The organism is Psychrobacter sp. M17(2026) (genome assembly GCF_055699815.1).
On record NZ_CM146741.1, the window covers coordinates 2,823,368 to 2,849,296 of the forward strand.

Consider the following 25,929-nt stretch of genomic DNA (forward strand, 5'->3'; position numbering starts at 1 on the left):
GTAAGCAATAGCCACTCGTTTAGAACGCTATAAAGATCACACTTGCTTTATAAAAACATATTCAGCTAACAAGTTAAATCATCAATAAGTAAAGATAAATAGCAGAAAAGTATCATTACTATGACTTTAAACATCAAAGAATAGCTAGAACTATCAAGGTATGAATAAAAGCCATATAGGCAGTATTGGCTATCATGCTAAACTACCCTATTTTTATTCTCTTACTTCAACTGGGCTCGAATTATGACCGTCTCTGTTGCACCGCGATTTATTCCTTTTGACTCTTTTGAGCAGCTGCACGAGGCTTTGCGTAACCAGTTAGCGCAAGATATTGAGGCGCTATTTGCTTATGCTCAGCTGCCAAGCCCGCTGGATGAGGCCTGTCGTTATGTCATGACGGGACAAGGTAAGCTGGTGCGTCCATTGCTAGTAGCTAGTAGTTTTGTCAGCGTTGAGGCCAGTCATAACCGCGCAAAGGACAGCTCTCAAACGCCTGATTTGAATAGCGCTACTTTAAATATAGAAACGGGGTTGGATGACTTATTAAATAGCGAAATTCATTATGATATGTGCAGGCGTGCCGCGTTAGCCGTTGAGCTATTGCATACTTACTCGTTAGTACACGATGATCTGCCCTGTATGGATGATGATGCGCTGCGCCGTGGGCAGCCGACTTGTCACATTGTCTTTAGTGAAGCGACAGCATTGCTAGCAGGTGATGTGTTGCAGACCTTAGCCTTTGAAATACTAACTGCTGAGATTGAGACCTTCGCGCCTTTTGATGTTCATATCGCCAGTAGCTTGCTGGCGGTATTTGCGCCACGCGCGCGGCGGATGGTGGCAGGTCAAATGCTCGATCTAAATGCTGAAGCGAGCGCGGGGATAATGCAGAATGAGCTAGAGGCAATCCATCGTGATAAGACAGGCGCTTTGATTGAAGCGGCAATGCTGATGGGCGGCATTTGCGCAGGCGCTACTGCATTACAACGCATGGCATTACAAGAGTGCGCGGGGCATATCGGTCTCGCCTTTCAAGTACAAGACGATATATTGGACGTGATTGGTAATACCGATGATTTAGGCAAACCTGTCGGTAGTGATGAGAAGTTAGATAAATCGACTTACGTAAAACTAATGGGCGTCGAGAAGGCCAAAGAGTACGCGCAATCGTTGTTTAACGAAGGTCGCAGCGCAATAATACGTGAGCTGAATACTAGTACTGACGATAGCGTTGATATTAATAGTGCTAGTAAAAACAGTGCGCTACTTGAGCTTATTGATTGGCTATGGGCGCGTAATAAATAGCTACTCTTATAGCTGTGTTAAAAATCAAACAAAAATAGGCTAACTAACAGCTTTGTTAGAATTATGCTCATGCTAAACTGCTTATCATTGATAACTATAATTGATACGTTTGGTATAAATAATATGACTGATAATAATTTAAACCGTTCTCATAATCATGAACCTAGTCATGAACACGTTCATAACGACCACGATGAACATACCCCAAATGCAGGCTCGCTAGCAGCTGATAGTTTTGCGGCTGATGCCAAAGGTAAAGCAGGGTTTGGTCGTATCGTTAAAGCTGCAGGCTACTCCGCTGATGGTTTTATGGCGGCTTATAAAAATGAAGCGGCCTTTCGCCAAGCCTTTTGGCTCAATTTAGTATTGTTGATTGTGCTGATATTTATACCTTTTGCGATCACTATAAAGATGATTCTGCTTTTCGCATCCACACTATCTATCATCGTTGAGCTATTTAATACGGGATTAGAAGCCAGTATCGATCATACGTCTACCCAGCAACATCCCTTAGCCAAGATAGGTAAAGACGTCGGCTCTGCGGCACAGTTTTTAGCGTTAACCTTACTATTTATTTTGTGGTTAATGGCACTATCTACTTTTCTGTTTTAAGACGATGTTTTTAAAAGGTGGCTTTTAAGAAAAGGCAAAAGGTTATGATTGAAGATACTGCAAGTCGAACCGACGCAACTCAAAATTCGGCTAATCCAATGCCGACTGTCTATCTTGGTACTGGTGGCTATAGCGATATAGATTTGCTTGGTACGCTCTATCCTATTGGTACTAAGAAGACTGACTTTTTATGCGAATACGCCAAGCAATACGGCGCGGTTGAGATCAACAGCACCTTTTACGCGCCTATCGGGCAAAAAGCCTTTGCGGGCATGGTTAATAAAGCCTATGTGCAAACCGACAGCCAGTTAAAGTTCGCGGTAAAACTCCATCAAGACTTTACTCATGCGCGAAAAGGTACTACAGAGCACGCTCAAGCTTTTCTCACAGCCTTGATACCACTTATCGAAGCCAACTGCCTTGCACCGTTACTTTTGCAATTTCCACATGGTTTTGATCGTACTCGCGAGCATCGACTGTATTTAGCTCAGCTAGTCAGCTGGTTTGCTGGCTTCCCATTAGCGGTAGAGTTTCGCCACAGTGGTTGGCATACCCCGCAAGTGGTCGATAGCTTCAAAGAGCAAGGCATTATTTGGTGTAGCGTTGATTACCCCAAGGTGAATGGTCTACCGCCATCAAGGCTAATATTTACCGAGCGCACAGGCTATCTGCGCATGCATGGCAATAACTTAGACTGGTGGGGCGCGATGAGTGCATCTGATCGTCATGATTATCGCTATAGCAAGCCTGAGATGCAGGACTGGGCACAGACGATTGCCAATCAACGCGAGCACTTCGATACGCTGTATATATTCTTTCAAAACACAGTTAATGCTCATGCTTATTATAATATTGCGATGTTGCGAGAGGCTTTAACAGCGTATGATTTTAAAGTTTTATAAAATTATAAATAAATTTTTTTGTAGGCTGTGGCTTTAGCCCAGCAAACCATTGTGCAAATTAATGATGTTTGATAATAGAAAATAGATTTAAGAAAAATTATGTAGCGTTCTATACACTTTACTAGCCGACAGCCGACCCTATAAAAACTATAAAAGAGCCAACTCAAACCTATGGATTCACTCAGTCAAATCGTCTTAGGTGCCAGCGTCCAAGGGACAATACTCGGTAAATATCAAGGCCGTAAAGCCTATCTATATGGCGCAATGCTCGGAACTTTACCTGATTTGGATGTGCTTATTCGTTATGGCGATCCTGTCAGCAACATGACTTATCATCGCGGCTTTAGTCATTCGCTAATTGTCTTGACTATAGTGGGAACATTAGGCTCTTGGCTAATCACCAGTTACCATCGATGGCGTGACATGCCTTTGCCCTACTCGGGTAAACGCTTAGCGCTGGCGATGACTTTGGCGCTCACTACCCATCCAATTTTAGACAGCTTCACGGTCTATGGCACTCAGCTATTTTGGCCGTTACAAGACCCCTTGCAAATTACTCCTATCAGTATCGCCTCAATATTTATTATCGATCCGCTTTACACTTTGCCGCTGCTTTTTGCGATGATCTTTGGACTAGTAAAAGGGCGTAGTCTTAGTGTTTTTAAACAGGGTTTATTAGCGAATTTTCAGCGTTTGGCAGTAATAATGCTTATGGTAAGTAGTAGCTATTTACTACTATCACTAGGTCTAAAATATCATGCACAAGATAAAGCCGAGCAAACCTTAGCAGCGGCTAATATTGATAATATCGTCCGTATCAAAACTATGCCTGTATTACCGACTATCCTGATGTGGCGTACTCTCGCAGAAGATAAGCAAAATAGATTTATTGAGCTGCGTGGTAGTGTTTTAGATAAGCGTTTGCCTGAATATCGTTATCTGACTCAATACAATAATTCGACTAGGCTAAATGCAAATTTACCAAGCGCTAGCCAGCCCTATGCAAAGAGGCTGGATTGGTTCTCTGGGGAATGGACAGGGTATCGAACGCAAACGCTTGCTGATAACTCTGATAAAAAAAGTACACAATTGGTCGTTGATGATTTACGGATGATGGCAGGCGATACGGCTTTCTTTAGTTTTGTATTAGCGGCTAAAGAAGCTAACAATAAGCAATGGCAAGCGGTTACACCGATAGATGCACCAGTGATCAATATCGATAATAAACCTGAACCTTCGCGCTTTGAGCTAATCAAGCAAGGCTTTAAAAGGGTGTTTGATGAGTCGGTTGTGGATGATGGTTGGGAGTTGGTTGATGAAGATTGAGAATTGGAATTTGGCGTAGGGTGCGCCATGCGCACCGATAACTATCCGAAATGTTATTATATATGAGTAGTAAAACTATCCTGAGATATATAATGACTCAATTTGAGCATTTATTTTTATAAATGGTGTGCAGGTCGCACCCTACGTAAACTAAAATTTAAGGCATTTTATTTAAGGAACAGAAAAATGGAAACTATTGCAATATTTAATAATAAAGGTGGCGTTGGTAAAACTACTTTTTGTGCTAACTTAGCTACACATTTTGCTATGAAGCACAATAAAAGAGTTTTAGTCCTAGATTTGGATCCACAAGCTAATATAACTCACTATATGTTAGGTGATGAGTTAGCGAGTGAAGTCATTGCACCATACTATGACCGAGAAATTCAAAAAAAGGAAAATACTATAGTTGATGCATTTGATAACTACGAAATGGGTGAGAGCACAATTAACATAGATGTTAAGCCAATATATTGTGAGAGATTTGAGGCATCAATCATTGCAGGAAATCCTTTTCTGGCCTCATACGAAGATATACTCAGTAAGAAGTGGAACGAATTATCTGATCCTGATAGTGTAAGTGGAATGAGAATATCAAACTGGATTAATACTCTTCTAAATACAGAAAAAGAAAACTATGACTATGTTCTTATTGATCTAAGTCCTAGCCTTGGTGCTATCAATCGAACTGCATTACTTGCTTCGGACTATTTTATTTCACCAATGAGCTGTGACATATTTAGTTTGGTAGCAATAAAAAATATTAAACAGTGGTTTGATAAATGGGTACCTTACTACAACTCCAAACATGAAGTATTTAAAAAGGAAAAAAGCCATATTTGGGAAAAAATTAAAGATGAAATTAAATCAGAGGTCACTGTGGATAAAGGATTTCTTGGTTACACAATACAGTCTTATATCTCTCGTAAGCATGCAGATGGTACGATTAGAACTACGCAGTCGTATCAGACTATTATTGATAACTTTGAGCCTGAAGTTAATAAAAATTTAAGCATATTTAGAAAACCAGAAATAACAGAACTTACTGAGTTAAATCTAGGTGAGATACCTCATATGTTCGGCATATTAGCTCTATCTCAATTCGTAGGTGCTCCAATCGCCAACTTGAAATCAACAGATGGAATGGCTGGTTCACAATACACTCAGGCAAAAAACTATATAAAGGCATTTGATACTATATCTGATAGGATTATGCAAAACTTGGGAGATGTTTAAATGTGGCCTGACTCTCTTGTTAGAGAAATAGTTGAAAAACGCTGTATTATTCATCTTGGTGCTGGAATGTCATGCCAAGCTTCAAATGAGGACGGTAATAGACCACCTAGTTGGGAGTCTTTGTTATATATACTGAAAGATTCAACTTTGAATAATAGTGAAGATAAGGCTCTAGTAAATGAGTTTATCTCTCAAAAAAGATATCTTGATGCAGCAGAAGTTATTAGAACAAAAGGAAGTCCAGCTGAATACAATGCTAAAATACGAGAAATATTTATCGATAACAACTTTCTTCCTTCCGATGCGCATAAGGACTTAGTAAATATTTCGCCAAGAATATTCTCAACTACTAACTATGATACTTTGATAGAGGGAGCCCTAATTGAAAATGCTGGCCATAATTCATTCACTCAATATGAACATACGCGAGATGGGTTACTTGATTCAATAAGGTCTCCAAGTACTATTTTAATAAAAATGCATGGCTGTGCTAAGCATGCATCAGATACTATACTTAGCCGTTCCGATTATTTCAATTTACGAAAAAAGAATAGGTCATTTTTTGAACTTACATCTTCGCTCTATAAATTAAATACAGTAGTTTTCATTGGTTGCGGTATTGAAGATCCTGATATCAACTTAATTTTGGAAAATAACAACATTGAAACAGGTACCACAAATCCAAGTTATGCAATGGTTGGCTCAAAATCTTATGCTGCAAGAATTAAAGATACCATTAAGAGTCAGTATAATATTGAATTAATCATTTATGAACAAACAGACGAAAAAGATCATAGTAATTTTCCGTTAAAAATAAAAGAATTAAGAGGCAAAGTCGACACAATAAGAGCAAAGCATGGTTTAACGAGCTAGCTAGCAATACATACCTGAGTGTCTATATTCTTTTGCTCCAAAAACCAAAAAAAGGACACCTCACGGCATCCTTTTTTATTTATAAAGCTAAGATATTAGTATTTAAAACTTACTCTTCAACACCAGCATCTTGACCTTTATATTTTGCGTTTGCGTAGTCCCAGTTCACTAGCTTGTCTAGGAACGTATCGACATAATCAGGACGACGGTTACGGTAATCGACATAATACGCATGTTCCCATACATCACAAGTCAATACTGCTACTTGGTCATGAGCCAATGGCGTATCAGCGTTAGCTGTTTTTGCGATTGATAGTGAGCCACCGACTTTATCAGCGACTAGCCATGCCCAACCTGAACCGAACTGAGTCAATGCTGCATTTTTGAACTCTTCACGGAACTTATCATAGCTACCGAAGTCTTCTTCGATTTTGCCTTTTAGATCACCAGTAGGTTCGCCGCCACCGTTCTCAGGCGTCATGCAGTTCCAGTAGAACGTATGGTTCCAAACTTGTGCCGCTTGGTTAAACATACCTTGCTTGCTGTCATCTTTAGACGTCGCTTCGATGATTTCTGGAAGGGTTTTGTCTTCCATACCAGAGCCTGGTAGCAAGTCGTTCAACTTATTAACATAAGCCGCATGATGCTTGTCGTGGTGATATTCTAGCGTTTCAGCGCTGATATGTGGCTCTAGCGCGTCTTTAGCATACGGTAATTCTGGTAAAGTAATATTTGACATAGTTATTTTATCCTTGCTGTTTTAGCCCTTTATAATATAGGTATTATAAAATAATAACTGTAAAATACTAGGCTAAGTTGGCTGAGTTTATTATTAGTGAATGAGCAAAGTACCAGTTAAAGCGGTACACTTTGCTATAAAGTAAATAGACAACCTAAAAACAACTTAGCTAATGATGTTATCGTTAAATATTGGTAATATCTATCAATATTCATCAACAACAAAGGTAAGTTGCATATTGTTAAATTTTAATTTACAAGCTATAAGCTATAATTCACTGTAGCTTGCCAATTAGTATAACAATAATCTTGTCTATTATCCGTTACCGAATGTTATAGCTTTACCCCATCTTACAACACCTAAAATTTATCCAAAACAAAAATAAAACTATTTACTTTAAATCATAGGCTTAACTTTTATGCACACCTCTCAACAATTATATGAAGCTAACAATATATTCACACAAGATTGGGTTTTAGCCAGCAATAATAAAGGTAAGTTGGCAGAGTTTAAACGCTTATTTACTGATGCCAATCTAAACGTTACTATCATTCCACAAGGTCAGCTGGATATAGAGGACGCTATCGAGGATGGTCTGAGCTTTGTTGAAAACGCTATTATCAAAGCCCGTCATGCCAGTCGTATCAGCGGATTGCCCGCTATCGCTGATGATTCAGGACTTTGTGTGCCAGTGCTGGGTAATGCACCAGGCATCTACTCTGCGCGCTATGCTGGTGAGCATGGTAATGATGCGAGTAATAACACCAAGTTGATTGCAGAATTACAGCCTATTCGTGCGCAAAATCCCGATAGTGCCATTAAAGGTATGTTTGTATGCATATTGGCAATGGTGCGTCACGCTGATGATCCGCTACCGATTATCGCTCAAGGATTATGGCAAGGTGAGATCTTGGAGCAAGCACATGGCGACGGCGGCTTCGGCTATGATCCGCTGTTTTGGTTACCAGATCTGCAGGCGAGTGCCGCCAGTCTTAGCGCGGATGATAAAAATAATATCAGTCATCGTGGACAAGCTATCAGGCAATTATTGCAGCAATTACAAGCCTGACTTATTTAAAGGTAGTATTTTTTGTTGAAAACAGTGTTTTTGCATTTTTTACTTTTATCTTAAAGCTAAGCGGATAGATAACTTTTACTTTAATTGGTAGATAGATTATACTAATCTACTTTTAAAATTTTATTATGAGCTACCATTTGTCGCGCTTATCTATGAATAAGACATTTTGGCGCTTTATTTATTGATATTTATAGCCTGATAATGCTATCTGCACTGTCAGGCTTTTGATATCCCCCATTCATTCTAATGGCAATCTGCTCATAGAGATCTGAGCTCAGTACACGATTGTCTGACATTTTCATTCTAAAGGTGTAATTAACATGGCAACAGATTTACAAGTCACAACCAACAAGCTGTCTAATAAAGAAACTCAGCTAACCGTAAAAGTACCCGTCGAAAAAATCCAAAACAAAGTCGAGGGTCGTATTCGCCAAGTGGCTAAGACTGCCAAGATTGATGGTTTCCGTAAAGGCAATGTGCCTATGTCACATATCCGTAGCCAATACGGCGCTGGTATTCAACAAGAAGTGATCAATGATGTGATCCGCGACACCGTATTTGAAGCGATCAAATCTGAAGATATCCGTGCGGTTGGCATGCCTAATATCGATGACGTTAAGCTTGAAGATGACTTCTTAGTTTATCAAGCGACGGTTGAGATCTTCCCAGAAGTTGACGTCCAAGGTATCGATGAGATCGAAGTTGAGCGTCATACTGCCAAAGTCGCTGATGCTGATGTCGACACCATGATCGAAAATCTACAAAAACAGCGTGAAGAGTTTGTAGAGAAAAAAGGCATGGCAGCTAAAGACAATCAAGTGACCTTTGATTTTGAAGGCTCAATCGATGGTGAAAAATTCGATGGCGGCTCATCAGAAGACTTCAAACTAGTCATCGGTAGCAATCAGATGATTCCAGGCTTTGAAGACGGTATCAAAGGCATGAAAGCTGGCGAAGAAAAAGTTATTGATGTGACTTTCCCAGAAGACTATCAAGCAGAAGAGCTTGCTGGTAAAGAAGCACAGTTCAAAATCAACGTTAAGTTAGTTGAAAAGTCTAAATTACCAGAGATCGATGATGCGTTCCTAGAGCTGTTCGGTGTTAAAGAGGGCGGCGTTGATAAGTTAAAAGAAGACGTACGCAAAAACATGGAACGCGAGATCAAAAGCGCATCTCGTAGCCAAGTTAAGCAAGCGACTTTTGATGCGCTACTTGAGAAGAACGAGTTTGACGTGCCAAATGCTATGCTAGAGCAAGAGATTGACCGTCAGCGTAGTATGATGATGCAACGCTTCTCTCAGCAGTTCGGCGCAGGCGCTGATAGCTTCGATAAAGACATGCTACCTAATGAGCTGTTCGAAGAGCAAGCATTACGTGCGGCCCGTCTTGGTATCATTGTTGCCCGTGTTATCGATACCAAAGGCTTAGAAGTCGATCAGGAGCGCGTTGAGAAGTTCATTCAAGAAGCGTCAGAGAACTACGAAGACCCAAGTGAAGTCATCGAATACTATACCAATGACAAGCAACAACGTGCGAACATTGAGTCAGTAGTATTAGAAGACCAAGTCGTCGATTATCTGATTGATCAAGGTAAAGTAACTGACAAAGAAGTCAGCTATCAAGACCTCTTAGCTGCGCAGCAACAGCAGCAGCAGCAAGCAATGTAATAAGCGCTATTCGCTACTAGCTTTTCATATGATGCCTCAACAAATATTGTTGGGGCATTTTTACTCTAGCTTTTTATTGCCTGTTTGCTGCTTTCACCCTTGATAAATGAGTAGGCACGCCCTATTAATAGGGAATAAATTATCATTTGTAAGGTAAGTATTTACTAGGTGCCAATAAAAAAGTTACTATTACGGCACTTATATTCTTAACTTTATTATCTAAAAACCGATGCATGAATAAATGACTGATAATTAGCTTTTTAGCTCATCTATTTTTATATTATACCTTTGCATTATTAATAGGATTTTTCCATGACAGATTATGATCGCATTACCTCCAATCCGCATTTTGATACGCTAATGAGTGCCCACAATGCTCAAGGTGCTCAAAGCATGTCACAGACAGCTCCCCATAATGCTTTAGTTCCTATGGTTGTTGAACAGTCTGCTCGTGGCGAGCGCTCATTTGATATTTTCTCGCGCCTATTACGCGAGCGCGTTATCTTTTTGACGGGCGAAGTTGAAGATAATATGGCCAATTTGATTGTGGCGCAGTTATTATTTTTAGAAGCTGAGAACCCTGATAAAGATATCCATTTATATGTCAATTCACCAGGTGGTGTGGTCACAGCAGGTATGGCCATTTATGATACGATGAACTTCATCAAGCCTGACGTATCGACGATTTGCTTAGGTCAAGCGGCTTCTATGGGTTCATTCCTATTGTCCGCTGGTGCTAAAGGCAAACGCTATGCCCTAGCCAATTCACGCGTTATGATCCATCAACCTTTAGGCGGTTTCCGTGGTCAAGCGTCAGATATCGAGATACATGCTCGTGAAATTATTGAGCTAAAAGCTAAGCTTAATCGTCTATTAGCTGAGCATACTGGTCAGCCTGTTGAGCGCTTAGAGAAAGACACTGATCGCGATAACTTTATGAGCGCTGCGGCTGCCAAAGATTATGGGTTGGTCGATGAAGTATTAGAGCGTCGCCCTGCTGAGCTGAAAATATAATTGAGTAGTCACCTATACTATATCTGTAAAGCGCTCAATTTTGAGCGCGATTACTGAGTTGATACTAAGTTTGCTCAGCTTTAGAACATCTGCTTTGAACACTATTAGCTCTAAACATTATTAGCTTTAAAAATCAGGAGTGCCGATATATGGCAGAAGATAAAACCCCGCATTGCTCGTTTTGCGGTAAAGCCAAAAAAGAAGTTAAACAGTTAATCGCGGCTGACGATGCCAATATCTGCAATGAATGTATTGAGCTATGCACAGATTTGATTGCTGATAGCGACACAGATGACGACGATTCTGATAGCGAATTAGATACTTCGTGGGTCAATAAAAAGTTACCAACGCCAAAAGAGCTACGCGCTAAGCTAGATGATTATGTCATCGGTCAAGACGCGGCAAAAAAGGCACTGTCAGTTGCGGTTTATAACCATTATAAGCGCCTAAAAGTCAGTCAGACACTAGCTCGTGATAGTAAAAAAGCCAAGATCGGCGCTGACGAAGCTATGGTCGAATTATCTAAGAGTAATATCCTACTGATTGGCCCAACAGGGTCTGGTAAGACGTTACTAGCACAGACGTTAGCGCGCCTGCTTGATGTCCCTTTTGCTATGGCTGATGCAACCACGCTGACCGAAGCAGGTTACGTTGGTGAAGACGTTGAAAACATTGTACAAAAGCTATTACAAGCCTCTGATTACGATGTTGGTAAAGCGGAACAAGGCATTATCTATATTGATGAGATCGATAAGATCAGTAAAAAAGGCGAGAACCCTTCTATTACTCGTGATGTATCAGGTGAAGGCGTCCAGCAAGCTCTACTAAAACTTATCGAAGGTACTGTTGCTGCTATTCCACCGCATGGTGGCCGTAAGCATCCCCAGCAAGAGCTGATCCAAGTCGATACTAGCAATATTCTGATTATCGTTGGTGGTGCGTTTGCAGGACTTGATAAAGTCATTCAGCAGCGTACTGAAAAAACAGGTATTGGCTTCAATGCGGATGTCAGCTCAAAAGACGATAGCAAGCGTAGCTCAGATCTGCTGCAAAAAGTCGAGCCTGAGGACTTGATTAAGTTTGGTCTTATTCCAGAGCTAATCGGACGCCTGCCCGTACTTGCCGCGCTGACTGAGTTGGACGAAGAAGCCCTAGTACAGATATTGACTGAGCCCAAAAACGCTTTGGTCAAACAGTACGAATATCTATTCGATATGGAAGGCGCTAAGATTACCTTTACCGATAAAGCGCTCGATGCCATTGCCAAAAAAGCTATGGAGCGTAAAACAGGGGCGCGTGGTCTTCGCTCTATCGTCGAAAATGTCTTGTTAGATACGATGTACGAGTTGCCCTCTATGAAAGACGCCAAAACCGTTACGGTCGATGAAAAAGTCATTAACGAAGGTAAAATACCTAAAATTGCATAGATTGCCCAAATCACATAGTTAGTCTATGTGGTTTTGATAGCAACACGTTGACAGTAAAGCAGTAAAAGCGTTTAACATTTATAATGTTAAACGCTTTTTTTATGGCTCATAATTTTATGAATCAGATTGCAAAATACTTTTTAGAAAGTGACAGCCGCGTTTATTAATCCTGATAACCGCTATTGGAAATCATGCTAAGGTAAATTATTATCAAAGTAGCTCATTAAAAGCAACTCTCTAAAAGTAACTTGTCATTATAAATTATTAGCAAAACAGGAACGGTTTATCATGCTAAAAACATTAGCTGCCACCAGCGCGTCACTACGCCAGCATTTACCTACTACATCAGTAGCAACTAAAGACATCGCGCCCTTTTACCAAGATCATGTGGCGGCTATTACTGGCGCAGGCTCAGGTATGGGTCGCGCCTTGGCTATTCATCTAGCAAAGATGGGCTGTCATCTTGCCTTATCAGATATCAACCCAGAGGAGCTTACGCAAACGCAAGAAATGCTAGTGGGTTATGATATCAAAACTACTATTACCGTACTTGATGTGGCTGATAAAGAGGCGGTTTATGAGTGGGCGAATAGTGTGATGGCAGATCATAACAAGGTTAACTTTATCTTTAACAATGCAGGTGTGGCGCTGTACTCTACTGTTGAAGGCAGTAGCATCAGCGAGCTTGAATGGGTGATGGACATTAATTTTTGGGGTGTGGTATATGGCACCAAAGCATTTTTACCACTGATAAAGAATAGTGTTAATCAAAGCCAAGCCGATGGCGCTATAGAAAACGGTCATATTATCAATATATCGAGCCTATTTGGTCTGACCGCTCAGCCCTCGCAGTCGGCTTATAATGCTAGCAAGTTTGCGGTGCGCGGCTTTACTGAAAGTCTGCGCCAAGAGCTAAACATTCAATGCTGCGGAGTTTCGGCGACTTGTATTCATCCAGGCGGTATAAAAACCAACATCGCCAATAGTGCGCGTGGTAATGATAGTATCAGCGAGCTGGGTATGGGCAGCAGCGAGAAAGCAATTAGAAGCTTTAATAAATTCTTAAAATTCGACGCAAACGATGCCGCTTGGGTTATTCTACAAGCTACTGCTAATGACCAGTCGCGCTGCTTAATAGGTAATGATGCCAAGGTAATAGATGCCGTTCAACGCATTTTTCCCTCAAATTATGGAACGGTTCTTTATCGCGCAACTAAAATTGCTCGTAGGCTCAAAACTAAGCGTTAAGGCATAGTTTTTGTTAATACTTTATAGGCTTAAGCCAGTTAAATTAATAGGGGCGCTCAAACGTTGACAATGTTTGAGCGCCCCTATTGGTTGTATGATTGTTAAATGAAACAACATTACAGGATTTTATATCTTATTTTTTGATATAATAACAATTGAAAATCGATGACTTTACTGTCTTCATTTTTGCCATTTTTTAGATAGGTTTATTCAAATAAACCTATACTTACTTCTTCTACAATTAGTCATTCTAAGCATTTAGTACTGTTAATATCAGTCATAAATTATAGATATTCTCAAACAAAGAGCTGTCCAAACTACTTAGTAAAGTAGCACACTACCAAGTGTTTACATATTATTTATTATCATAAGGATATGACAATGAAATCTTTTTCACTAGCCAAACCCTCTCTTCTTATATTGGCTATTCTCGCTGCCAGCGCTTGTAGCAATGAGCAAAATATAAAAGCGGTTGATCGGGTTGAGGAAGCGGCAGCGATAGCTCGCGTACAAAGGCTTGAGGCACGTGCTGAGCAATTAAAGAATGATATGCCAGCGGCTACTGAAGCTTCTGCAGGTGCAGCTACTGGTAGTACTGCTGGAGCAAAACCTACGATTCAAATGCCAGACGAATCTACTATCCCAGATGATGAGTACGGTGCGGCGGTAAGGCGTGGCTTGCAAATCGCCAATCATACTTATAAAGAGCTACCTGATAATGTCGGCAATCAGCTCAATTGTACTAGCTGTCACTTAGCCAACGGTTCAGAAGCTTTTGCCGCACCATGGCAAAATATGCCAAGTATTTATCCTATTTATCGTACTCGTGCAGGTCGTATCAACACTATTCAAGAACGTATCAATGGCTGCTTTGAGCGGTCTATGAATGGTACTGCGTTAGATTTAGGATCAGATGATATGAATGCTATGGTCTCTTATATGGCTTGGTTATCAAAAGATATGCCTTATGGCGTCTCACCAGAAGGTCGCGGTTTTGTCAAAGTGGATAAGTCATTAGAGCCAGATACTGTCAATGGTGAAAAGCTATTTGCTGAAAAATGTAGCGTCTGTCACGGCGCTGACGGTGAAGGTCAATATAATGATGACGGCACTTACGTTTTCCCAGCGGTTGCTGGCGACAAGTCCTTTAATGATGGCGCTGGTATGGCACGTACTTATACCGCTGCCAGCTTTATTAAAGGCAAGATGCCCTTTGGTCAAGGTAATACGCTTACCGATCAAGAAGCGGTCGATATTGCAGGGTACTTTACTCAGCTCCCACGTCCTGTAAAAGCCAATAAAGATAAAGACTGGCCAAATGGTGATGCACCGAAAGATGTCCGTCGTTAATTATTGAACCTATTAAAATTCAGCTATAAAAAAGCCCAGCTAATATAAGTTAGCTGGGCTTTTACTTATCGAACATAAACTAATTATGGCAACTTCATATCACCAGCGACCAGCCAGCCCATACGGCGCATAATATGGGCGACTACTCCTGCGATAATAGCAGGTAGTACGAACATCAATAATATGATCGCAGTCCATAATTCAGTGACACCCATCAGCTCTTGAGAGGCTTCAATCACTCCGAACACCCCGACTAGTCCTGCCGTACCCATACCTGCGCCAGTAGCTGTACAAGCCAATTGAAAGACGACGGTAGCAATCGGTCCGACAATAGCGCTGGCAATCACGGCGGGCAATAGGACTATCGGCTTTCTAAGGACGTTGGGTATTTGCAGCATACTCGTGCCTAAACCTTGGGATATGACACCACTCACGCCGTTATCTTTATAACTAGCGACAGCAAAGCCGATCATATGTGCTGCGCAGCCGACTACTGCTGCCCCACCTGCTACACCACCCAAACCAATAGCGATACAAATAGCGGCACTAGAGGTTGGTAGCGTCAACAAAATACCCACTACGACTGCGATCACTATACCCATTAATAAGGGCTGTAGCTCAGTGGCGGCTTGAATACCGATACCAATAGCGTTAACAGCTGCGACTACTGGCGGATTGAGCAGCGCACAGACCGCCCAAGCGACTGCGCATACGAATAAAGGCACTAGCAGGATATCAAGCTTAGTCTTGCCCGCTACCCAAGTACCTGCGCGATAAGCAAATACAGCGGCTAAGTACGCACCGATGGGGTTACCTGGCAATGCTAAAAACGTTGCTGGACCTGCCTCTTGCGGGATAAATAAAGTGCCCGCCATTAGTGCTTCAGAGTGCGCGCCTAGCATCCCTGCGACTAAGCAGCTAAGCATCACTAGCGTCGGTGCTTTTAGATAATAAGCGATGCCAACACCGATACCTGCACCCATGAGCACAGATGCCAGCTTACCAATCGAGACCAATACTGGCAAATTCAACCAACCACCGATTTGTGAGATGATAAGTCCTGCAATTAAGGTGACAAATAGTCCTAATGCCATACCTGTAAAAGCATCAATAAAGTATTTTTGAAAAAATGCCTTAATAGGTCTAGGTGGTGGTGTAGAAATAGCAGTCGTCATTAGAGTACTCTTTATCTAACAATTTGAGTTTTAGAACTTATCGCTTAGTCATTTACTAATTCGGTAATTCAAAATATAACACAGATAATCATCAATATTTGAGCATAAAAAAAGCGCCTTGTTGACGCTTTTTATACCTGATTCTATTTTAACGACGCTGCTCAACGATAATTGAGTCGATACCATTATTTTGCAGGCGTTGCTGGGCGTTGGTCACGACTTGCCGATTATTCATCGGACGTGAGATAACTTGATAAATAGGCGCACCGCTACCTGTCGTATTTTTGATTACTCTGGCATCAACCCCAGCCATCAGTACTTGCGCACGGCGGCGATCGGCTTCATCCGCATTGCCAAAGCTATTTATCTGTAAAATATAAGTAGTAGCAGCGGCAGGTTTTGGTACTGTGGCAGTCGCATTATTGGGTCGAGTTACGGTGCTACCAGCGTTAGTGGTACTGCTGTTACTATTAGGCGTAGTACCGTCATAAGTAGTGTTTTCTTCTACAATGACGATATCATTATCAGCGCTGGCATTGCCGCTACCAGCATTATTTTGTGCGCCTCGAGTAGGCTCGATAGTCGTATTCTCGGAGATACCAAAATTACCCGGATCATTATTATTAGCAGTGCTCTCAGGCTGAGTAATCACCACATCAGGCTCAAAGGCTTCAGTATTACCTATCTGCTCGCTATTTGAATTGCCAATAGCCTCATCAGGTATAGTCGCCATTTCTTGATTGGGCAAGATATCATAAAACTCATAATCACCATTATCAACATCAGTATTGACCCGTGGCTCAACTTGCCGATCACGATCAGTCTCAGACTCGCCTGCGGGGCTAAAGTCAAATAGTGGTGATAAATACAAAAACACGCCGATCATAAGGGTCAAGATAGCCCCTACAAACATCCATAATAAGCCTGAGACACTACTGGTCTTGCGCTTTTGAGTCGCGCCTTTAGGTTTTTTGGCCAACATGGATCAGATTCTCCCTACCAAAATGTTGATTTTGCATTCTATTAATTTATGATATTAGACGATTTGCAATAACGTTTATAAAGTTGACGCTATTGCCGCCTCAAAACCCTTTATCGAGCTAAATCCTGTGTTTTTCAATAGCTATCAATTACAATTACATACTAGCAGGTGCTGATAGGCCGAGTAAATTAAGTCCATTAGCCACTACTTGCCTGACCGCCTTGGATAGACGCAAACGGGCTTGCATCAGCTCAAGCTCATCCGCGCTTGGGGTCTCACCTGAGGTAAGACTCATAGGCAAAATACGATTGCCATCATACCAACCATGAAACAGGGCTGCTAACTCTTTGAGATAGTTAGTCAATATATGTGGCTCATAGCCTGTCGCAGCTCGCATTAGCGTCGCAGGATAAGCGGCTAATAGCTTAATGAGCTCCTCTTCACTATTGGCAATCAGTAGCTCTTGATGCTGTGCACCCACACTATCATCAACGCTAAGGCCACAAGATTCTAGCTTTTCAAGCACTCGGCAGACACGGGCATGAGCATACTGAATGTAGTAAACCAAATTATCTTTACTTTGTGATTTGGCCAGCTCTAAATCAAAGTCGATATGTACCTCAGGCTTACGCGCGACATAATAAAAACGCGCCGCATCATTACCAACCTCAGCACGCAAATCGCGCAAAGTCACAAAGTCGCCCGAGCGTGATGACATTTGCGCTTTTTGATCGCCGCGCCACAGAGCGACAAACTGCACCAGCACCACATCCAGACGGTTTTCATCAATACCTAAGGCCGTTAGTGCCGCTTTGACCCGTGGCACGTAGCCATGGTGATCCGCGCCCCAAACGTTAATGACTTTATCAAAGCCGCGATCGAATTTGTTTTTATGATAAGCGATATCAGAAGCAAAATAAGTGGTCTGACCGTTTGCACGGCGCACGACTCTGTCTTTTTCATCACCAAAGTCCGTCGATTTAAACCAGATATTACCATCCTTCTCGTATAGATAACCTTTGTCATCTAGTACTTGCAGAACAGGCGCAATCTCACTATCGATGGACTTTTCGTGGAACCAGCACTCATAGCTTACGCCAAAGTCGTTCAAATCGTCTTTGATATCCGCCAAAATGCCACTTAATGCAGCATTTAAAAACAGCTCGTAGTTATCATGACCGAGCAAGGCTTTACTATTGGCAATCAGCCCATCGATATGCGCTTCTTTGTCACCTGATATTAGCTCTTTGTCACCAGCTGCATTGAGCTCATACTGAGCATCCTCAGGCACATCTTTAGCAACTTGCTCAAAGCTATGCACATAACTATCGCCATGTTGCTGTTTTAATGTCGCGGCGATGTCACGGACATAATCCCCTTGATAAGCATTCGCTGGGAATACTACTTTTTCACTATTAGCGTCTAAGTAGCGCAGATAAGTACTCGTCGCCAAGATATCCATCTGCCGACCAGCGTCATTGACATAGTACTCACGCGTAACATCATAGCCAACCGCTTCGAGCAAATTGGCGACACTCATGCCAAATGCCGCGCCGCGTCCATGACCGACATGCAAACTAGACGTCGGATTAGCAGAGACAAACTCCACTTGCAGCTTTTGACCGTCGAACTTATCACTTAAACCAAAGCTATCTTGCTGAGCAAAAATGTCATCCAATACTGCAAACTTAGCTTCAGTGTTCAAAAACACATTGATAAACCCAGGACCTGCGATATCGACTTGGCGGATGTCTTTATTCTCTGGTAGCGCGGCAACGATTTTTTCAGCCAATGCACGTGGATTAGACTTGGCTGCTTTGGCCGCAGTCATCGCAATATTGCTGGCAAAATCACCATGACTAGTATCTTTAGTACGAGTGATTTGGCTATTATTTTGCCAATCAGCTGGCAACACGCCTTGTGTCTTTAGGACTTGGGTGGCAGCATCAAAAATGGAGGCTAGAGTATCGATTTGGGCTTGTGACATAAGAAGGTAAACTCGGATAGATAATACGAAAATATAAATAACCTGTAAATATAACAACCTTTGGGGGTTATTGCACTAACTGTAGCAAAATTATCTCAGGTATAGACTATTTACAACAACAAGAGGATATTAGCATAGCAAGGTTAGAATGACTTAGTAGTCGCGTATGACCGCTTATTTAGCTCGTATTACTAATTTCAAGCATTTATAGCTATACGGTTCTACGTTATAATAGCTTTCATTGCTGATTGTGCTACAAAGCTCTACTATAATGCGCTGCCATAAAACATCATTAGCAGATGGATCATTATAAAATAATGCGCATTAATACTATATAGGATAATGATATGTTTGCTATTGCCGCCAGTACCGTTACCAATTGGGGACTATACGTTTTATTACCAATGTTTATTGCTCTATTGGTGTTTATTATGTTCGATATCTCTAAAAAATCTGATGCAGGACGTGCGGGTACTTTTTGGATTTTCTTAGCGTTAGGCGCAGGCTTTGCTGGTTTTATATTCAAGCTATTGTTAGAGGTTGCCTTCAAAAAATGGTATATCGGCTAGAGAGTGGCTGATATTTTTTATATAAAACGATAGCTTAAACTCTCAATAGCCAATTAGACGATTTTTGACGAAAATCGGTGTTATCTTGTTGACTTATTAGGTTGAATAACTTCACTCACGTAGGTCAGCATATTCCAAGCGCCACCCGCTTGAATACCACGACACATGCCTGTTGATTGCTCAAGCGTTTTGGCAAAAGTTTTACCATCCCACACCCATGATTGCGTTGACCAGCAGTCGCCTAAACCTCGACCCTTTTGTGCTGAGAATATCTCGCCATTACCATATTCTGAACCAGAAGCCGTAATGAGCATAGGTTTGCTAGGGTAGTCATTAGCAATCAGCCAATAACCCGTTCCCGTATTGTACGCCGCTCTCCAACAAGGGAAGCTAGCTAAAGTATGCTTAGCATCAATAGGCATAAATCGCCAGATTTTATCTTTTTCATCTACCCATGGAGTGTCTGATGTTAAGATATTACAGGTATCCTTATCAGATTCGCTCAAAGATGCTGCGACCCAAGCACTCATTTTATCTTGCCATTGCTCACTATAACGCTCACTGAGCTGCTGGTAATATTTTTGCCCATCTGAGCCTTTTTCTTCTGCACTGGCATACTCAGAAATGGGATATGGTGCTACAGCATAAATCTTAGGGATAGACTTGGCGGGTTTAAGCGGTTGTCTCGTGGTACTATTTTTACTGACGAGTGCTAACGGCGATCCAACTCGACCTTGTACCTCATCAAGCTTTAATAGCACCGCTGCCATACCAACGTCAGAAACTTGCCACAATAGATCGCCTGATTTAAATTTAATGCTAGTATTTTGTCGGGCGCGTTTAACAAGCTGCTGAGTTTGCGATTGGCTTAATTCACCCATCCTATCAGCGGATAGTTGTATGATGCCGTGAGATCGACCATTTAATAATAGTTCAACCATAAAATCAGTCTTCGCTAACTGCTCATTAACCAGCTTTTCTTGCTCAGCATCCTCCCAGTTATTTAATTGTACTTGCCCTATTGCTGTCTTCTCGCCCGCCTTTATCGATAATAATAGGCTCGCGGCCCTATTGTTCTCGCTTCTTGTCATGTCATCTGTATAACCTGCTGCCCGACAAGTCAAAGTATTGTCACAGACCAGTTGCCAGTCGTCTTTCATGTAGCCCCATTCTGCAAACGGACTGTCTGGGTCATCTGCTTGATCGAACTCAGCGTGCACAGTGCTCGATCCCATTATTGCCAGCAATAACGAGATTACTCCTGCACTAACTAAGGTAGTTGATACTGGTTTTAGGGTTAACTTTGGCATGACAAAGATCCTTTATAGATAATCCTGTGAATTAAGATTTGGTAACATTGTAGTAGTGAGAACACGCTCAACGCTGGTTAGTAATCATCTATTAACTATACGCTCATTGCCGAATTAGGCATTCTATTTCTACTCCAAAACTAAAATTTTAATTTATCTAGTGGCAATCAAGGTGGCACGTTTTGGCGCAGGATAGCCTTCTATCGTTTTGCTATTATCATTGGGATCAAGAAAGTCACTTAAAGATTGATAAGTCATCCATTCGGTCGCACGTTGCTCCTCCACACTGGTCACATCCAAATCAACACAGCGCACATTGCTAAACCCTACCTTTTCTAGCCAGCCAATTAGTGCGGCGACTGACGGCAAAAAATACACATTATTCATTTGCGCATAACGATCATGGGGCACGAGTACCGTGTTGGCATCGCCATCAATCACTAAGGTTTCAAGCACCAGCTCGCCACCTTTTACCAGTTGTCCTTTGAGCTGTTGCAAATGCTCAAACGGCGACTGCCGATGATAGAGTACACCCATGCTAAATACCGTATCAAACAGCTGACTATGCGCAGGCAACGCCTCTAACGGCACAGGAATATAGTGAGTACGATAATGACCTAACTCACTGACATCCGCTGACCCGACAAAGTGCCGAATCGCCATAAACTGGTGATAAAATAAACATGACGGATCAACGATAATCACCGTCTCTGCACCCGCCCCTGCCATCCGCCAGCCATGATAACCCGAGCCACCACCGACATCTAATACACATCTACCTTTTAGCGGACTTAAATGCGCCGCGACTCGATCCCACTTCCAATCACTGTGCCATTCGGTATCGATAACTATTGGCTTACTTTGCTTATCTTCATTTTGATCGCTTTCAATAACATCGCTACCGATTTGAAATGGTCCTTTACGCCAAGGCATCAGCTGCTTCAGTAGCGCCAACGTTTGCTTGCGCTCAGAATTGTTTATTAACGCATTAATTGTAATAGCTGCACTATTCAAGTCCACATTATCAGCGCTAATATTTGGTAGGCGTGCAACAGAAGATTGATAAGCAGGCGCGTGAGCATAATTGCGCTTATCTTTAATAGCGGTTAGCCATTCAGGCAATAAAGTTAGCCACTCATAAGCACTGGGATGCGTCTGCGCTAACGTCAGCAAAGTTAAATATAATTCGCGTTCAGCTTGGGTGATAGTATCGTTAGTCATAGATAGTTCAATTTTCGTTAATTTAGATTTAAAAGGGATAAATATAAAAATATTGGCCTCAAGATTTGGGTTATTTAACAGTCGTGAAATATGCGGGTCATGGGCTATTTATTTTTAGTGGTTAGTTAAAATTATTAATGAGCAAATTTATCTCTTAAAAGTAAGCCAAGCTACATATATTTTCAGATATTGAACTCTACGCCTTTCCCTGCAAAACTTCAGCTTCACTACGCAAATCATCATACTCAAAGCCACCATACTCACTACTCTCATCTTTAAAAACAATCTTGTCTTCTTTTAGCCAACTTAATACATTTTTAGCATCGTCAATAATTTCAGGATAAAATTTATCTAAGATATTGTCCAAGTTATCACTTGCTATTAAAGTATCAAAGTCTATTAGAGAGACTCCATATATCATCCCTAGCTTTTCAAAAAATTTATAACCGTCATAATATAAATAATACATCTCATAAATCGCTTTGCTACAACCTTCATCTCTATTTATAATTGAGTATAAGTATTCTGCTATATGGTCTGCTTCAAATTTATAAAAATGGACGTATTTCGTAAAACTATCATAGAAGTTTTTGAAATTATTTTCAGAGCTATAATCAAAAGAAATCAATTCAAAATACAAATCAGGGTTGCTAGACTCTAATACATCATCTTCATATAACCATCGCTCAAATGATTGTATGCTCATCTTTTTGATTAGCACTTGGTGAATATTTTGTTCAGCTATAGATGGAATCATATTAATGCCTTGCTAGCTCTCAAAATAAACCCTATTTAAACGCCACAATCGACACAAAGTTTAAAAACTGAAACCACGTTAAATGTCGCGCAAAGCCAACTTGATCTAAACGCTCATGATGCTGGTCTAAAGTATCGGTAATTAGCACGTTCTCTAGCGCATTGCGCTTGCCACTAATCTCCATCTCGCTGTAGCCATTGGCGCGTTTAAAGTCATAATAGCGCTCCACCAACCACGCATCGTATTGCTCATCAAAGGCATGGGTCTTTTCGGTCAATACTAAAATACCGCCTTCGCTTAATGCCGCATGTATCTTTTCTAATACCGCTACCCGATCTGCTGCGGGTAAGAACTGTAGGGTTAGATTAAGAATAACCATATCGCAAGGCTCAAGCTCAATATCACGGATATCCGCAGTGATAACTTCGATATCATGTTTAGGGTAGTTATCGCTTAACAGTTTCTCAGCTTCACCAGTCATCGCAGGTGAAATATCGACGGCTTTTATCTGTAAGTCATGAGCAGCAAACTCACCTGCCAGCGCCATCGTAGCGCCACCAAGCGAGCAGCCCAAATCATATACTCGGCTAACCCGTTGACCTTTCTCATCCTGCTGGCGATACTTGCAATGACGTCGCGCAAAGAGTGGCAACATCGCCAGCACTTGACCGTAGCCTGGCACGCTGCGACGAATCATATCGGGGAAGCAGGCGACGACTTGCTCATCAAAGGAGAATCGCGACGCTTTATCCAGCGGCGTGGTAAACAAGGTGTCATGTAGTACAGCACTGTTTTGTTCAGCGTTTGGTTGCTCAGTGATAGGGTGCGCAGTAGACGATGATAAGGGATTAGTTTGGCTCATGGAAAGGCTCATTTTTTAATAATGTTTTTATACTATTTCAGAGGGCAGTACTATTAGCAAAATCCTATTATAACATTACTGTTTGTTACCCATGTTTATTAGCTTGCTTGCTATTCTAAATAAGTAAAATTAAGCTAACACGATTAGTGAACGTTGCTTAATTCCACTTGTTAATAATGAATATCAATAATAATAGGATTAATTATGCAAACCATTATCTTAGGCGGTGGCTGTTTTTGGTGCACAGAATCAGTATTTTTATCATTAAAAGGCGTCCAGTCCGTCGTTTCAGGCTATATGGGCGGCGCGGCATCTACAGCTAATTATCAAGCAGTCTGTAGCGGTACTAGCGGTCATATCGAAGTTATCAAAATCGAATTTGACGAGTCTGTAATGCCATTAGAGGTGCTACTCGATGTGTTCTTTGGCACGCATGATCCGACGACCAAAGACCGTCAAGGTAACGACGTCGGCAGTCAGTATCGCAGTATCGTTTATTACACGGATGAGGCGCAAAAACCAACCATCGATCGCACGATCAATAAATTGCGTGATATGGGCTTGAACATCGTTACTGAAGTGCACCCTGCTGTTGAGTTTTATAAAGCAGAAGAGGCACATCAAGACTTCTTTAACCGTAATCCAGGTCAGGCTTATTGCAACTTTGCAATACCACCTAAACTTGCCAAATTACGCAAAGAGTTTAGTAAATATATGGTGAGCTAACCCATAGTACCTCTTTAATGATAAGCTTAATAATAAGCCAAGTGTTAAAACGCTTGGCTTTTTTAGTCGCTTTGGCGTTACTATTGAATAGATAGTGAAACTTGAAATAAAAAGACTTTAAATAAAAAGGTATCTGGTATGAATGCTGAATTTTGGCAAGCGCGCTGGCAACAAGGTCGCATTGGCTTTAATCAAGCTACTGTTAATCCTTTATTGATGAACTACTTTGCAGAGCTTGAATTGCCTGTAGGCAGTTGTATCTTTGCGCCTTTGTGTGGCAAGTCTATCGATATGCTGTGGCTTGCCGAGCAAGGCTATCATGTGGTTGGCGCTGAGCTAGTAGAGTCAGCAGTGCAAGAGTTCTTTAGCGAGCAGCATATAACACCGACTATTTATGAACATGCTAATAATCCAGCTATTAAATGCTACGTAGGACGGCTATCAGATCAAGCCCCATCGACTAGCATATCTTTATGGGTTGGCGATATCTTTTCGCTGAGTGCTGATGATATCGGTCAAATAGATGCTGTCTATGATCGAGCCGCACTTATCGCTATGCCAGCTGATATGCGAGTTAAGTATATTGAGCAAGTCATAGCGCTGTGTGGCAATGCTCCACAGCTACTATTAACCTTAAATTACGATCAAAACGAATGGGCAGGTCCGCCATTCTCTATTAGTCGTGAGCAAATCCAGCAGTATTATAGCAACTATTATAATATCACTGAGCTTGAAGATAAGTCTGCAACGCTAAACGCTAATCCCGATATGAGCGTCACTGAGCATGTTTGGCTGTTAAAAAACAATAGAGAAAGTCGATGAAAATTTTGGTTATGCTAATAAGTTTTATCGCTTTTTTATTAGTCGCCTTATCAGGGCCTTTGCATAGATTTGGTGTTATTAATTTGGGCACGGCATTTACAGGATTTAAGTATGGCGTATATGTAGGCATTGCCGCGCTGGTATTATTAGCGCTAGTCTTTGTGGTGCAAATAGTATCTAAGCGCAAACTAATAACTCTGACTAGCTCAGTGGTCGTCGCTATATTCTCAGCTATAGCGATAATAATACCCGTAACTATGCTAAAACAAGGGACAAGCGCCCCGCCTATCCATGATATCTCAACCGATCTGATCAATCCGCCTGAATTTGATGCGGTAGCTCCGCTGCGCGCTGATGCGCCAAACCCGATCACTTATGCAGGTGTGGCTAGTGCTGAGCAACAGCGCCAAGCTTACCCTGAGCTTAAGACTTTGACTTATAATCAGTCCAAAGCTGAGCTGGTTATCGCTATTGAACAAGCAACCAAAAATCTAGGTTGGGACTTAGTAGATGCTGATGTTAATAAGGGTAAAATTGAGGCCACCGATACCACAACTTGGTTTGGCTTTAAGGACGATATAGTGATACGAGTCAATGATCAAGGAGAAAAGCGTGAGGTCGACATCCGTAGTAAATCACGCATTGGCGCCAGCGACTTGGGCAAAAACGCCAAGCGGATTCATGACTTTATTGAAGAGTTGGATGTGGTTTTGGGAGAGTGATTAGGGTTTGCTTTATAGC

At 41.6% G+C, this 25,929-nt stretch carries 24 protein-coding genes; 16 read left to right on the forward strand and 8 right to left on the reverse strand.

Features of this window, described 5'->3' with window-relative positions; translation table 11 throughout:
• Positions 1 to 243: 243 nt before the first annotated feature.
• The 6 genes from ACR63T_RS11995 to ACR63T_RS12020 all read left to right on the forward strand — a co-directional run bounded on the left by ACR63T_RS11995 (position 244) and on the right by ACR63T_RS12020 (position 6,254).
• Positions 244 to 1,305 (forward strand): polyprenyl synthetase family protein, encoded by a 1,062-nt coding sequence (locus ACR63T_RS11995; RefSeq protein WP_472784130.1) that lies wholly within the window; start codon positions 244 to 246, stop codon positions 1,303 to 1,305.
• A gap of 123 nt (positions 1,306 to 1,428) precedes the next feature.
• Positions 1,429 to 1,917 (forward strand): diacylglycerol kinase, encoded by a 489-nt coding sequence (locus ACR63T_RS12000; protein WP_305898982.1) that lies wholly within the window; start codon positions 1,429 to 1,431, stop codon positions 1,915 to 1,917.
• 44 nt (positions 1,918 to 1,961) lie between these two features.
• Positions 1,962 to 2,819, forward strand: coding sequence for a DUF72 domain-containing protein (locus ACR63T_RS12005; RefSeq protein ID WP_472784131.1), 858 nt, complete (start codon positions 1,962 to 1,964; stop codon positions 2,817 to 2,819).
• Positions 2,820 to 2,990: 171 nt separating this feature from the next.
• Positions 2,991 to 4,145 (forward strand): metal-dependent hydrolase, encoded by a 1,155-nt coding sequence (locus tag ACR63T_RS12010; protein WP_472784132.1) that lies wholly within the window; start codon positions 2,991 to 2,993, stop codon positions 4,143 to 4,145.
• A 186-nt stretch (positions 4,146 to 4,331) separates the two neighbouring features.
• Positions 4,332 to 5,381 carry a ParA family protein gene (locus ACR63T_RS12015; RefSeq protein WP_472784133.1) on the forward strand — a complete coding sequence of 350 codons (1,050 nt, stop codon included), beginning with the start codon at positions 4,332 to 4,334 and terminating at the stop codon, positions 5,379 to 5,381.
• The gene (locus ACR63T_RS12020) at positions 5,382 to 6,254 is read left to right on the forward strand and encodes an SIR2 family protein (protein ID WP_472784134.1); all 873 of its coding nucleotides are present in this window, start codon (positions 5,382 to 5,384) and stop codon (positions 6,252 to 6,254) included.
• Positions 6,255 to 6,363: 109 nt separating this feature from the next.
• Here ACR63T_RS12020 and ACR63T_RS12025 read toward each other — a convergent pair whose 3' ends face one another.
• The gene (locus ACR63T_RS12025) at positions 6,364 to 6,993 is read right to left on the reverse strand and encodes a superoxide dismutase (RefSeq protein ID WP_472784135.1); all 630 of its coding nucleotides are present in this window, start codon (positions 6,991 to 6,993) and stop codon (positions 6,364 to 6,366) included.
• Between the two features lie 418 nt (positions 6,994 to 7,411).
• On the opposite strand from ACR63T_RS12025, the gene rdgB reads away from it, so the two are divergent.
• The 6 genes from rdgB to ACR63T_RS12055 all read left to right on the forward strand — a co-directional run bounded on the left by rdgB (position 7,412) and on the right by ACR63T_RS12055 (position 14,777).
• Positions 7,412 to 8,062, forward strand: coding sequence for an RdgB/HAM1 family non-canonical purine NTP pyrophosphatase (rdgB, locus tag ACR63T_RS12030; RefSeq protein ID WP_472784136.1), 651 nt, complete (start codon positions 7,412 to 7,414; stop codon positions 8,060 to 8,062).
• Positions 8,063 to 8,391: 329 nt separating this feature from the next.
• Positions 8,392 to 9,738, forward strand: a complete 1,347-nt coding sequence (gene tig, locus ACR63T_RS12035; RefSeq protein ID WP_472784137.1) for a trigger factor — start codon at positions 8,392 to 8,394, stop codon at positions 9,736 to 9,738.
• Between the two features lie 393 nt (positions 9,739 to 10,131).
• A complete protein-coding gene (gene clpP, locus ACR63T_RS12040) occupies positions 10,132 to 10,752 on the forward strand; it encodes an ATP-dependent Clp endopeptidase proteolytic subunit ClpP (protein ID WP_305900336.1) in 621 nt (206 codons plus the stop codon).
• A gap of 149 nt (positions 10,753 to 10,901) precedes the next feature.
• Positions 10,902 to 12,179 carry an ATP-dependent protease ATP-binding subunit ClpX gene (gene clpX, locus ACR63T_RS12045; protein ID WP_472784138.1) on the forward strand — a complete coding sequence of 426 codons (1,278 nt, stop codon included), beginning with the start codon at positions 10,902 to 10,904 and terminating at the stop codon, positions 12,177 to 12,179.
• Positions 12,180 to 12,596: 417 nt separating this feature from the next.
• Positions 12,597 to 13,427, forward strand: coding sequence for an SDR family NAD(P)-dependent oxidoreductase (locus ACR63T_RS12050; protein ID WP_472785281.1), 831 nt, complete (start codon positions 12,597 to 12,599; stop codon positions 13,425 to 13,427).
• Between the two features lie 381 nt (positions 13,428 to 13,808).
• Positions 13,809 to 14,777: a c-type cytochrome gene (locus tag ACR63T_RS12055; RefSeq protein ID WP_472784139.1), complete on the forward strand. Its 969-nt coding sequence runs from the start codon at positions 13,809 to 13,811 to the stop codon at positions 14,775 to 14,777.
• An 83-nt stretch (positions 14,778 to 14,860) separates the two neighbouring features.
• Here ACR63T_RS12055 and ACR63T_RS12060 read toward each other — a convergent pair whose 3' ends face one another.
• The 3 genes from ACR63T_RS12060 to argS all read right to left on the reverse strand — a co-directional run bounded on the left by ACR63T_RS12060 (position 14,861) and on the right by argS (position 18,921).
• Positions 14,861 to 15,952 carry a PTS sugar transporter subunit IIC gene (locus ACR63T_RS12060; protein WP_472784140.1) on the reverse strand — a complete coding sequence of 364 codons (1,092 nt, stop codon included), beginning with the start codon at positions 15,950 to 15,952 and terminating at the stop codon, positions 14,861 to 14,863.
• 148 nt (positions 15,953 to 16,100) lie between these two features.
• Positions 16,101 to 16,934 carry an SPOR domain-containing protein gene (locus ACR63T_RS12065; RefSeq protein ID WP_472784141.1) on the reverse strand — a complete coding sequence of 278 codons (834 nt, stop codon included), beginning with the start codon at positions 16,932 to 16,934 and terminating at the stop codon, positions 16,101 to 16,103.
• A 154-nt stretch (positions 16,935 to 17,088) separates the two neighbouring features.
• Entirely contained in the window at positions 17,089 to 18,921 is a 1,833-nt protein-coding gene (argS, locus tag ACR63T_RS12070) for an arginine--tRNA ligase (RefSeq protein ID WP_472784142.1), read from the reverse strand.
• Between the two features lie 347 nt (positions 18,922 to 19,268).
• Here argS and ACR63T_RS12075 point away from each other — a divergent pair, with 347 nt between their 5' ends.
• The gene (locus tag ACR63T_RS12075) at positions 19,269 to 19,490 is read left to right on the forward strand and encodes a DUF2788 domain-containing protein (RefSeq protein WP_201570305.1); all 222 of its coding nucleotides are present in this window, start codon (positions 19,269 to 19,271) and stop codon (positions 19,488 to 19,490) included.
• Positions 19,491 to 19,570: 80 nt separating this feature from the next.
• On the opposite strand, the gene ACR63T_RS12080 is transcribed toward ACR63T_RS12075, so the two are convergent.
• The 4 genes from ACR63T_RS12080 to cmoA all read right to left on the reverse strand — a co-directional run bounded on the left by ACR63T_RS12080 (position 19,571) and on the right by cmoA (position 23,640).
• On the reverse strand, positions 19,571 to 20,800 hold the full coding sequence (locus ACR63T_RS12080) for a DUF1176 domain-containing protein (RefSeq protein WP_472784143.1): 1,230 nt from the start codon (positions 20,798 to 20,800) through the stop codon (positions 19,571 to 19,573).
• 153 nt (positions 20,801 to 20,953) lie between these two features.
• Positions 20,954 to 22,021 carry a tRNA 5-methoxyuridine(34)/uridine 5-oxyacetic acid(34) synthase CmoB gene (cmoB, locus tag ACR63T_RS12085; RefSeq protein WP_472784144.1) on the reverse strand — a complete coding sequence of 356 codons (1,068 nt, stop codon included), beginning with the start codon at positions 22,019 to 22,021 and terminating at the stop codon, positions 20,954 to 20,956.
• 196 nt (positions 22,022 to 22,217) lie between these two features.
• Complete coding sequence (locus ACR63T_RS12090) at positions 22,218 to 22,778, reverse strand: hypothetical protein (RefSeq protein ID WP_472784145.1); 561 nt, start codon at positions 22,776 to 22,778, stop codon at positions 22,218 to 22,220.
• Positions 22,779 to 22,809: 31 nt separating this feature from the next.
• On the reverse strand, positions 22,810 to 23,640 hold the full coding sequence (gene cmoA, locus ACR63T_RS12095; protein WP_472784146.1) for a carboxy-S-adenosyl-L-methionine synthase CmoA: 831 nt from the start codon (positions 23,638 to 23,640) through the stop codon (positions 22,810 to 22,812).
• A 204-nt stretch (positions 23,641 to 23,844) separates the two neighbouring features.
• Between cmoA and msrA the strand changes: the two genes are divergently transcribed.
• From msrA to ACR63T_RS12110, 3 genes are all read left to right on the forward strand, one after another.
• Positions 23,845 to 24,366 carry a peptide-methionine (S)-S-oxide reductase MsrA gene (gene msrA / locus ACR63T_RS12100; protein ID WP_472784147.1) on the forward strand — a complete coding sequence of 174 codons (522 nt, stop codon included), beginning with the start codon at positions 23,845 to 23,847 and terminating at the stop codon, positions 24,364 to 24,366.
• A 138-nt stretch (positions 24,367 to 24,504) separates the two neighbouring features.
• Positions 24,505 to 25,188 (forward strand): thiopurine S-methyltransferase, encoded by a 684-nt coding sequence (gene tmpT, locus ACR63T_RS12105; RefSeq protein ID WP_201570312.1) that lies wholly within the window; start codon positions 24,505 to 24,507, stop codon positions 25,186 to 25,188.
• Entirely contained in the window at positions 25,185 to 25,910 is a 726-nt protein-coding gene (locus ACR63T_RS12110; RefSeq protein WP_472784148.1) for a DUF1499 domain-containing protein, read from the forward strand. Before tmpT ends, ACR63T_RS12110 begins: the two co-directional genes overlap by 4 nt.
• Positions 25,911 to 25,929 lie beyond the last annotated feature (19 nt).

Coding starts and splice junctions, on each gene's coding strand:
- ACR63T_RS11995 (WP_472784130.1), top strand. CDS start 244: ATGACCGTCTCTGTTGCACCGCGATTTATTCCTTTTGACTCTTTTGAG.
- ACR63T_RS12000 (WP_305898982.1), top strand. CDS start 1,429: ATGACTGATAATAATTTAAACCGTTCTCATAATCATGAACCTAGTCAT.
- ACR63T_RS12005 (WP_472784131.1), top strand. CDS start 1,962: ATGATTGAAGATACTGCAAGTCGAACCGACGCAACTCAAAATTCGGCT.
- ACR63T_RS12010 (WP_472784132.1), top strand. CDS start 2,991: ATGGATTCACTCAGTCAAATCGTCTTAGGTGCCAGCGTCCAAGGGACA.
- ACR63T_RS12015 (WP_472784133.1), top strand. CDS start 4,332: ATGGAAACTATTGCAATATTTAATAATAAAGGTGGCGTTGGTAAAACT.
- ACR63T_RS12020 (WP_472784134.1), top strand. CDS start 5,382: ATGTGGCCTGACTCTCTTGTTAGAGAAATAGTTGAAAAACGCTGTATT.
- ACR63T_RS12025 (WP_472784135.1), bottom strand. CDS start 6,993: ATGTCAAATATTACTTTACCAGAATTACCGTATGCTAAAGACGCGCTA.
- rdgB (WP_472784136.1), top strand. CDS start 7,412: ATGCACACCTCTCAACAATTATATGAAGCTAACAATATATTCACACAA.
- tig (WP_472784137.1), top strand. CDS start 8,392: ATGGCAACAGATTTACAAGTCACAACCAACAAGCTGTCTAATAAAGAA.
- clpP (WP_305900336.1), top strand. CDS start 10,132: ATGTCACAGACAGCTCCCCATAATGCTTTAGTTCCTATGGTTGTTGAA.
- clpX (WP_472784138.1), top strand. CDS start 10,902: ATGGCAGAAGATAAAACCCCGCATTGCTCGTTTTGCGGTAAAGCCAAA.
- ACR63T_RS12050 (WP_472785281.1), top strand. CDS start 12,597: ATGGGTCGCGCCTTGGCTATTCATCTAGCAAAGATGGGCTGTCATCTT.
- ACR63T_RS12055 (WP_472784139.1), top strand. CDS start 13,809: ATGAAATCTTTTTCACTAGCCAAACCCTCTCTTCTTATATTGGCTATT.
- ACR63T_RS12060 (WP_472784140.1), bottom strand. CDS start 15,952: ATGACGACTGCTATTTCTACACCACCACCTAGACCTATTAAGGCATTT.
- ACR63T_RS12065 (WP_472784141.1), bottom strand. CDS start 16,934: ATGTTGGCCAAAAAACCTAAAGGCGCGACTCAAAAGCGCAAGACCAGT.
- argS (WP_472784142.1), bottom strand. CDS start 18,921: ATGTCACAAGCCCAAATCGATACTCTAGCCTCCATTTTTGATGCTGCC.
- ACR63T_RS12075 (WP_201570305.1), top strand. CDS start 19,269: ATGTTTGCTATTGCCGCCAGTACCGTTACCAATTGGGGACTATACGTT.
- ACR63T_RS12080 (WP_472784143.1), bottom strand. CDS start 20,800: ATGCCAAAGTTAACCCTAAAACCAGTATCAACTACCTTAGTTAGTGCA.
- cmoB (WP_472784144.1), bottom strand. CDS start 22,021: ATGACTAACGATACTATCACCCAAGCTGAACGCGAATTATATTTAACT.
- ACR63T_RS12090 (WP_472784145.1), bottom strand. CDS start 22,778: ATGATTCCATCTATAGCTGAACAAAATATTCACCAAGTGCTAATCAAA.
- cmoA (WP_472784146.1), bottom strand. CDS start 23,640: ATGAGCCAAACTAATCCCTTATCATCGTCTACTGCGCACCCTATCACT.
- msrA (WP_472784147.1), top strand. CDS start 23,845: ATGCAAACCATTATCTTAGGCGGTGGCTGTTTTTGGTGCACAGAATCA.
- tmpT (WP_201570312.1), top strand. CDS start 24,505: ATGAATGCTGAATTTTGGCAAGCGCGCTGGCAACAAGGTCGCATTGGC.
- ACR63T_RS12110 (WP_472784148.1), top strand. CDS start 25,185: ATGAAAATTTTGGTTATGCTAATAAGTTTTATCGCTTTTTTATTAGTC.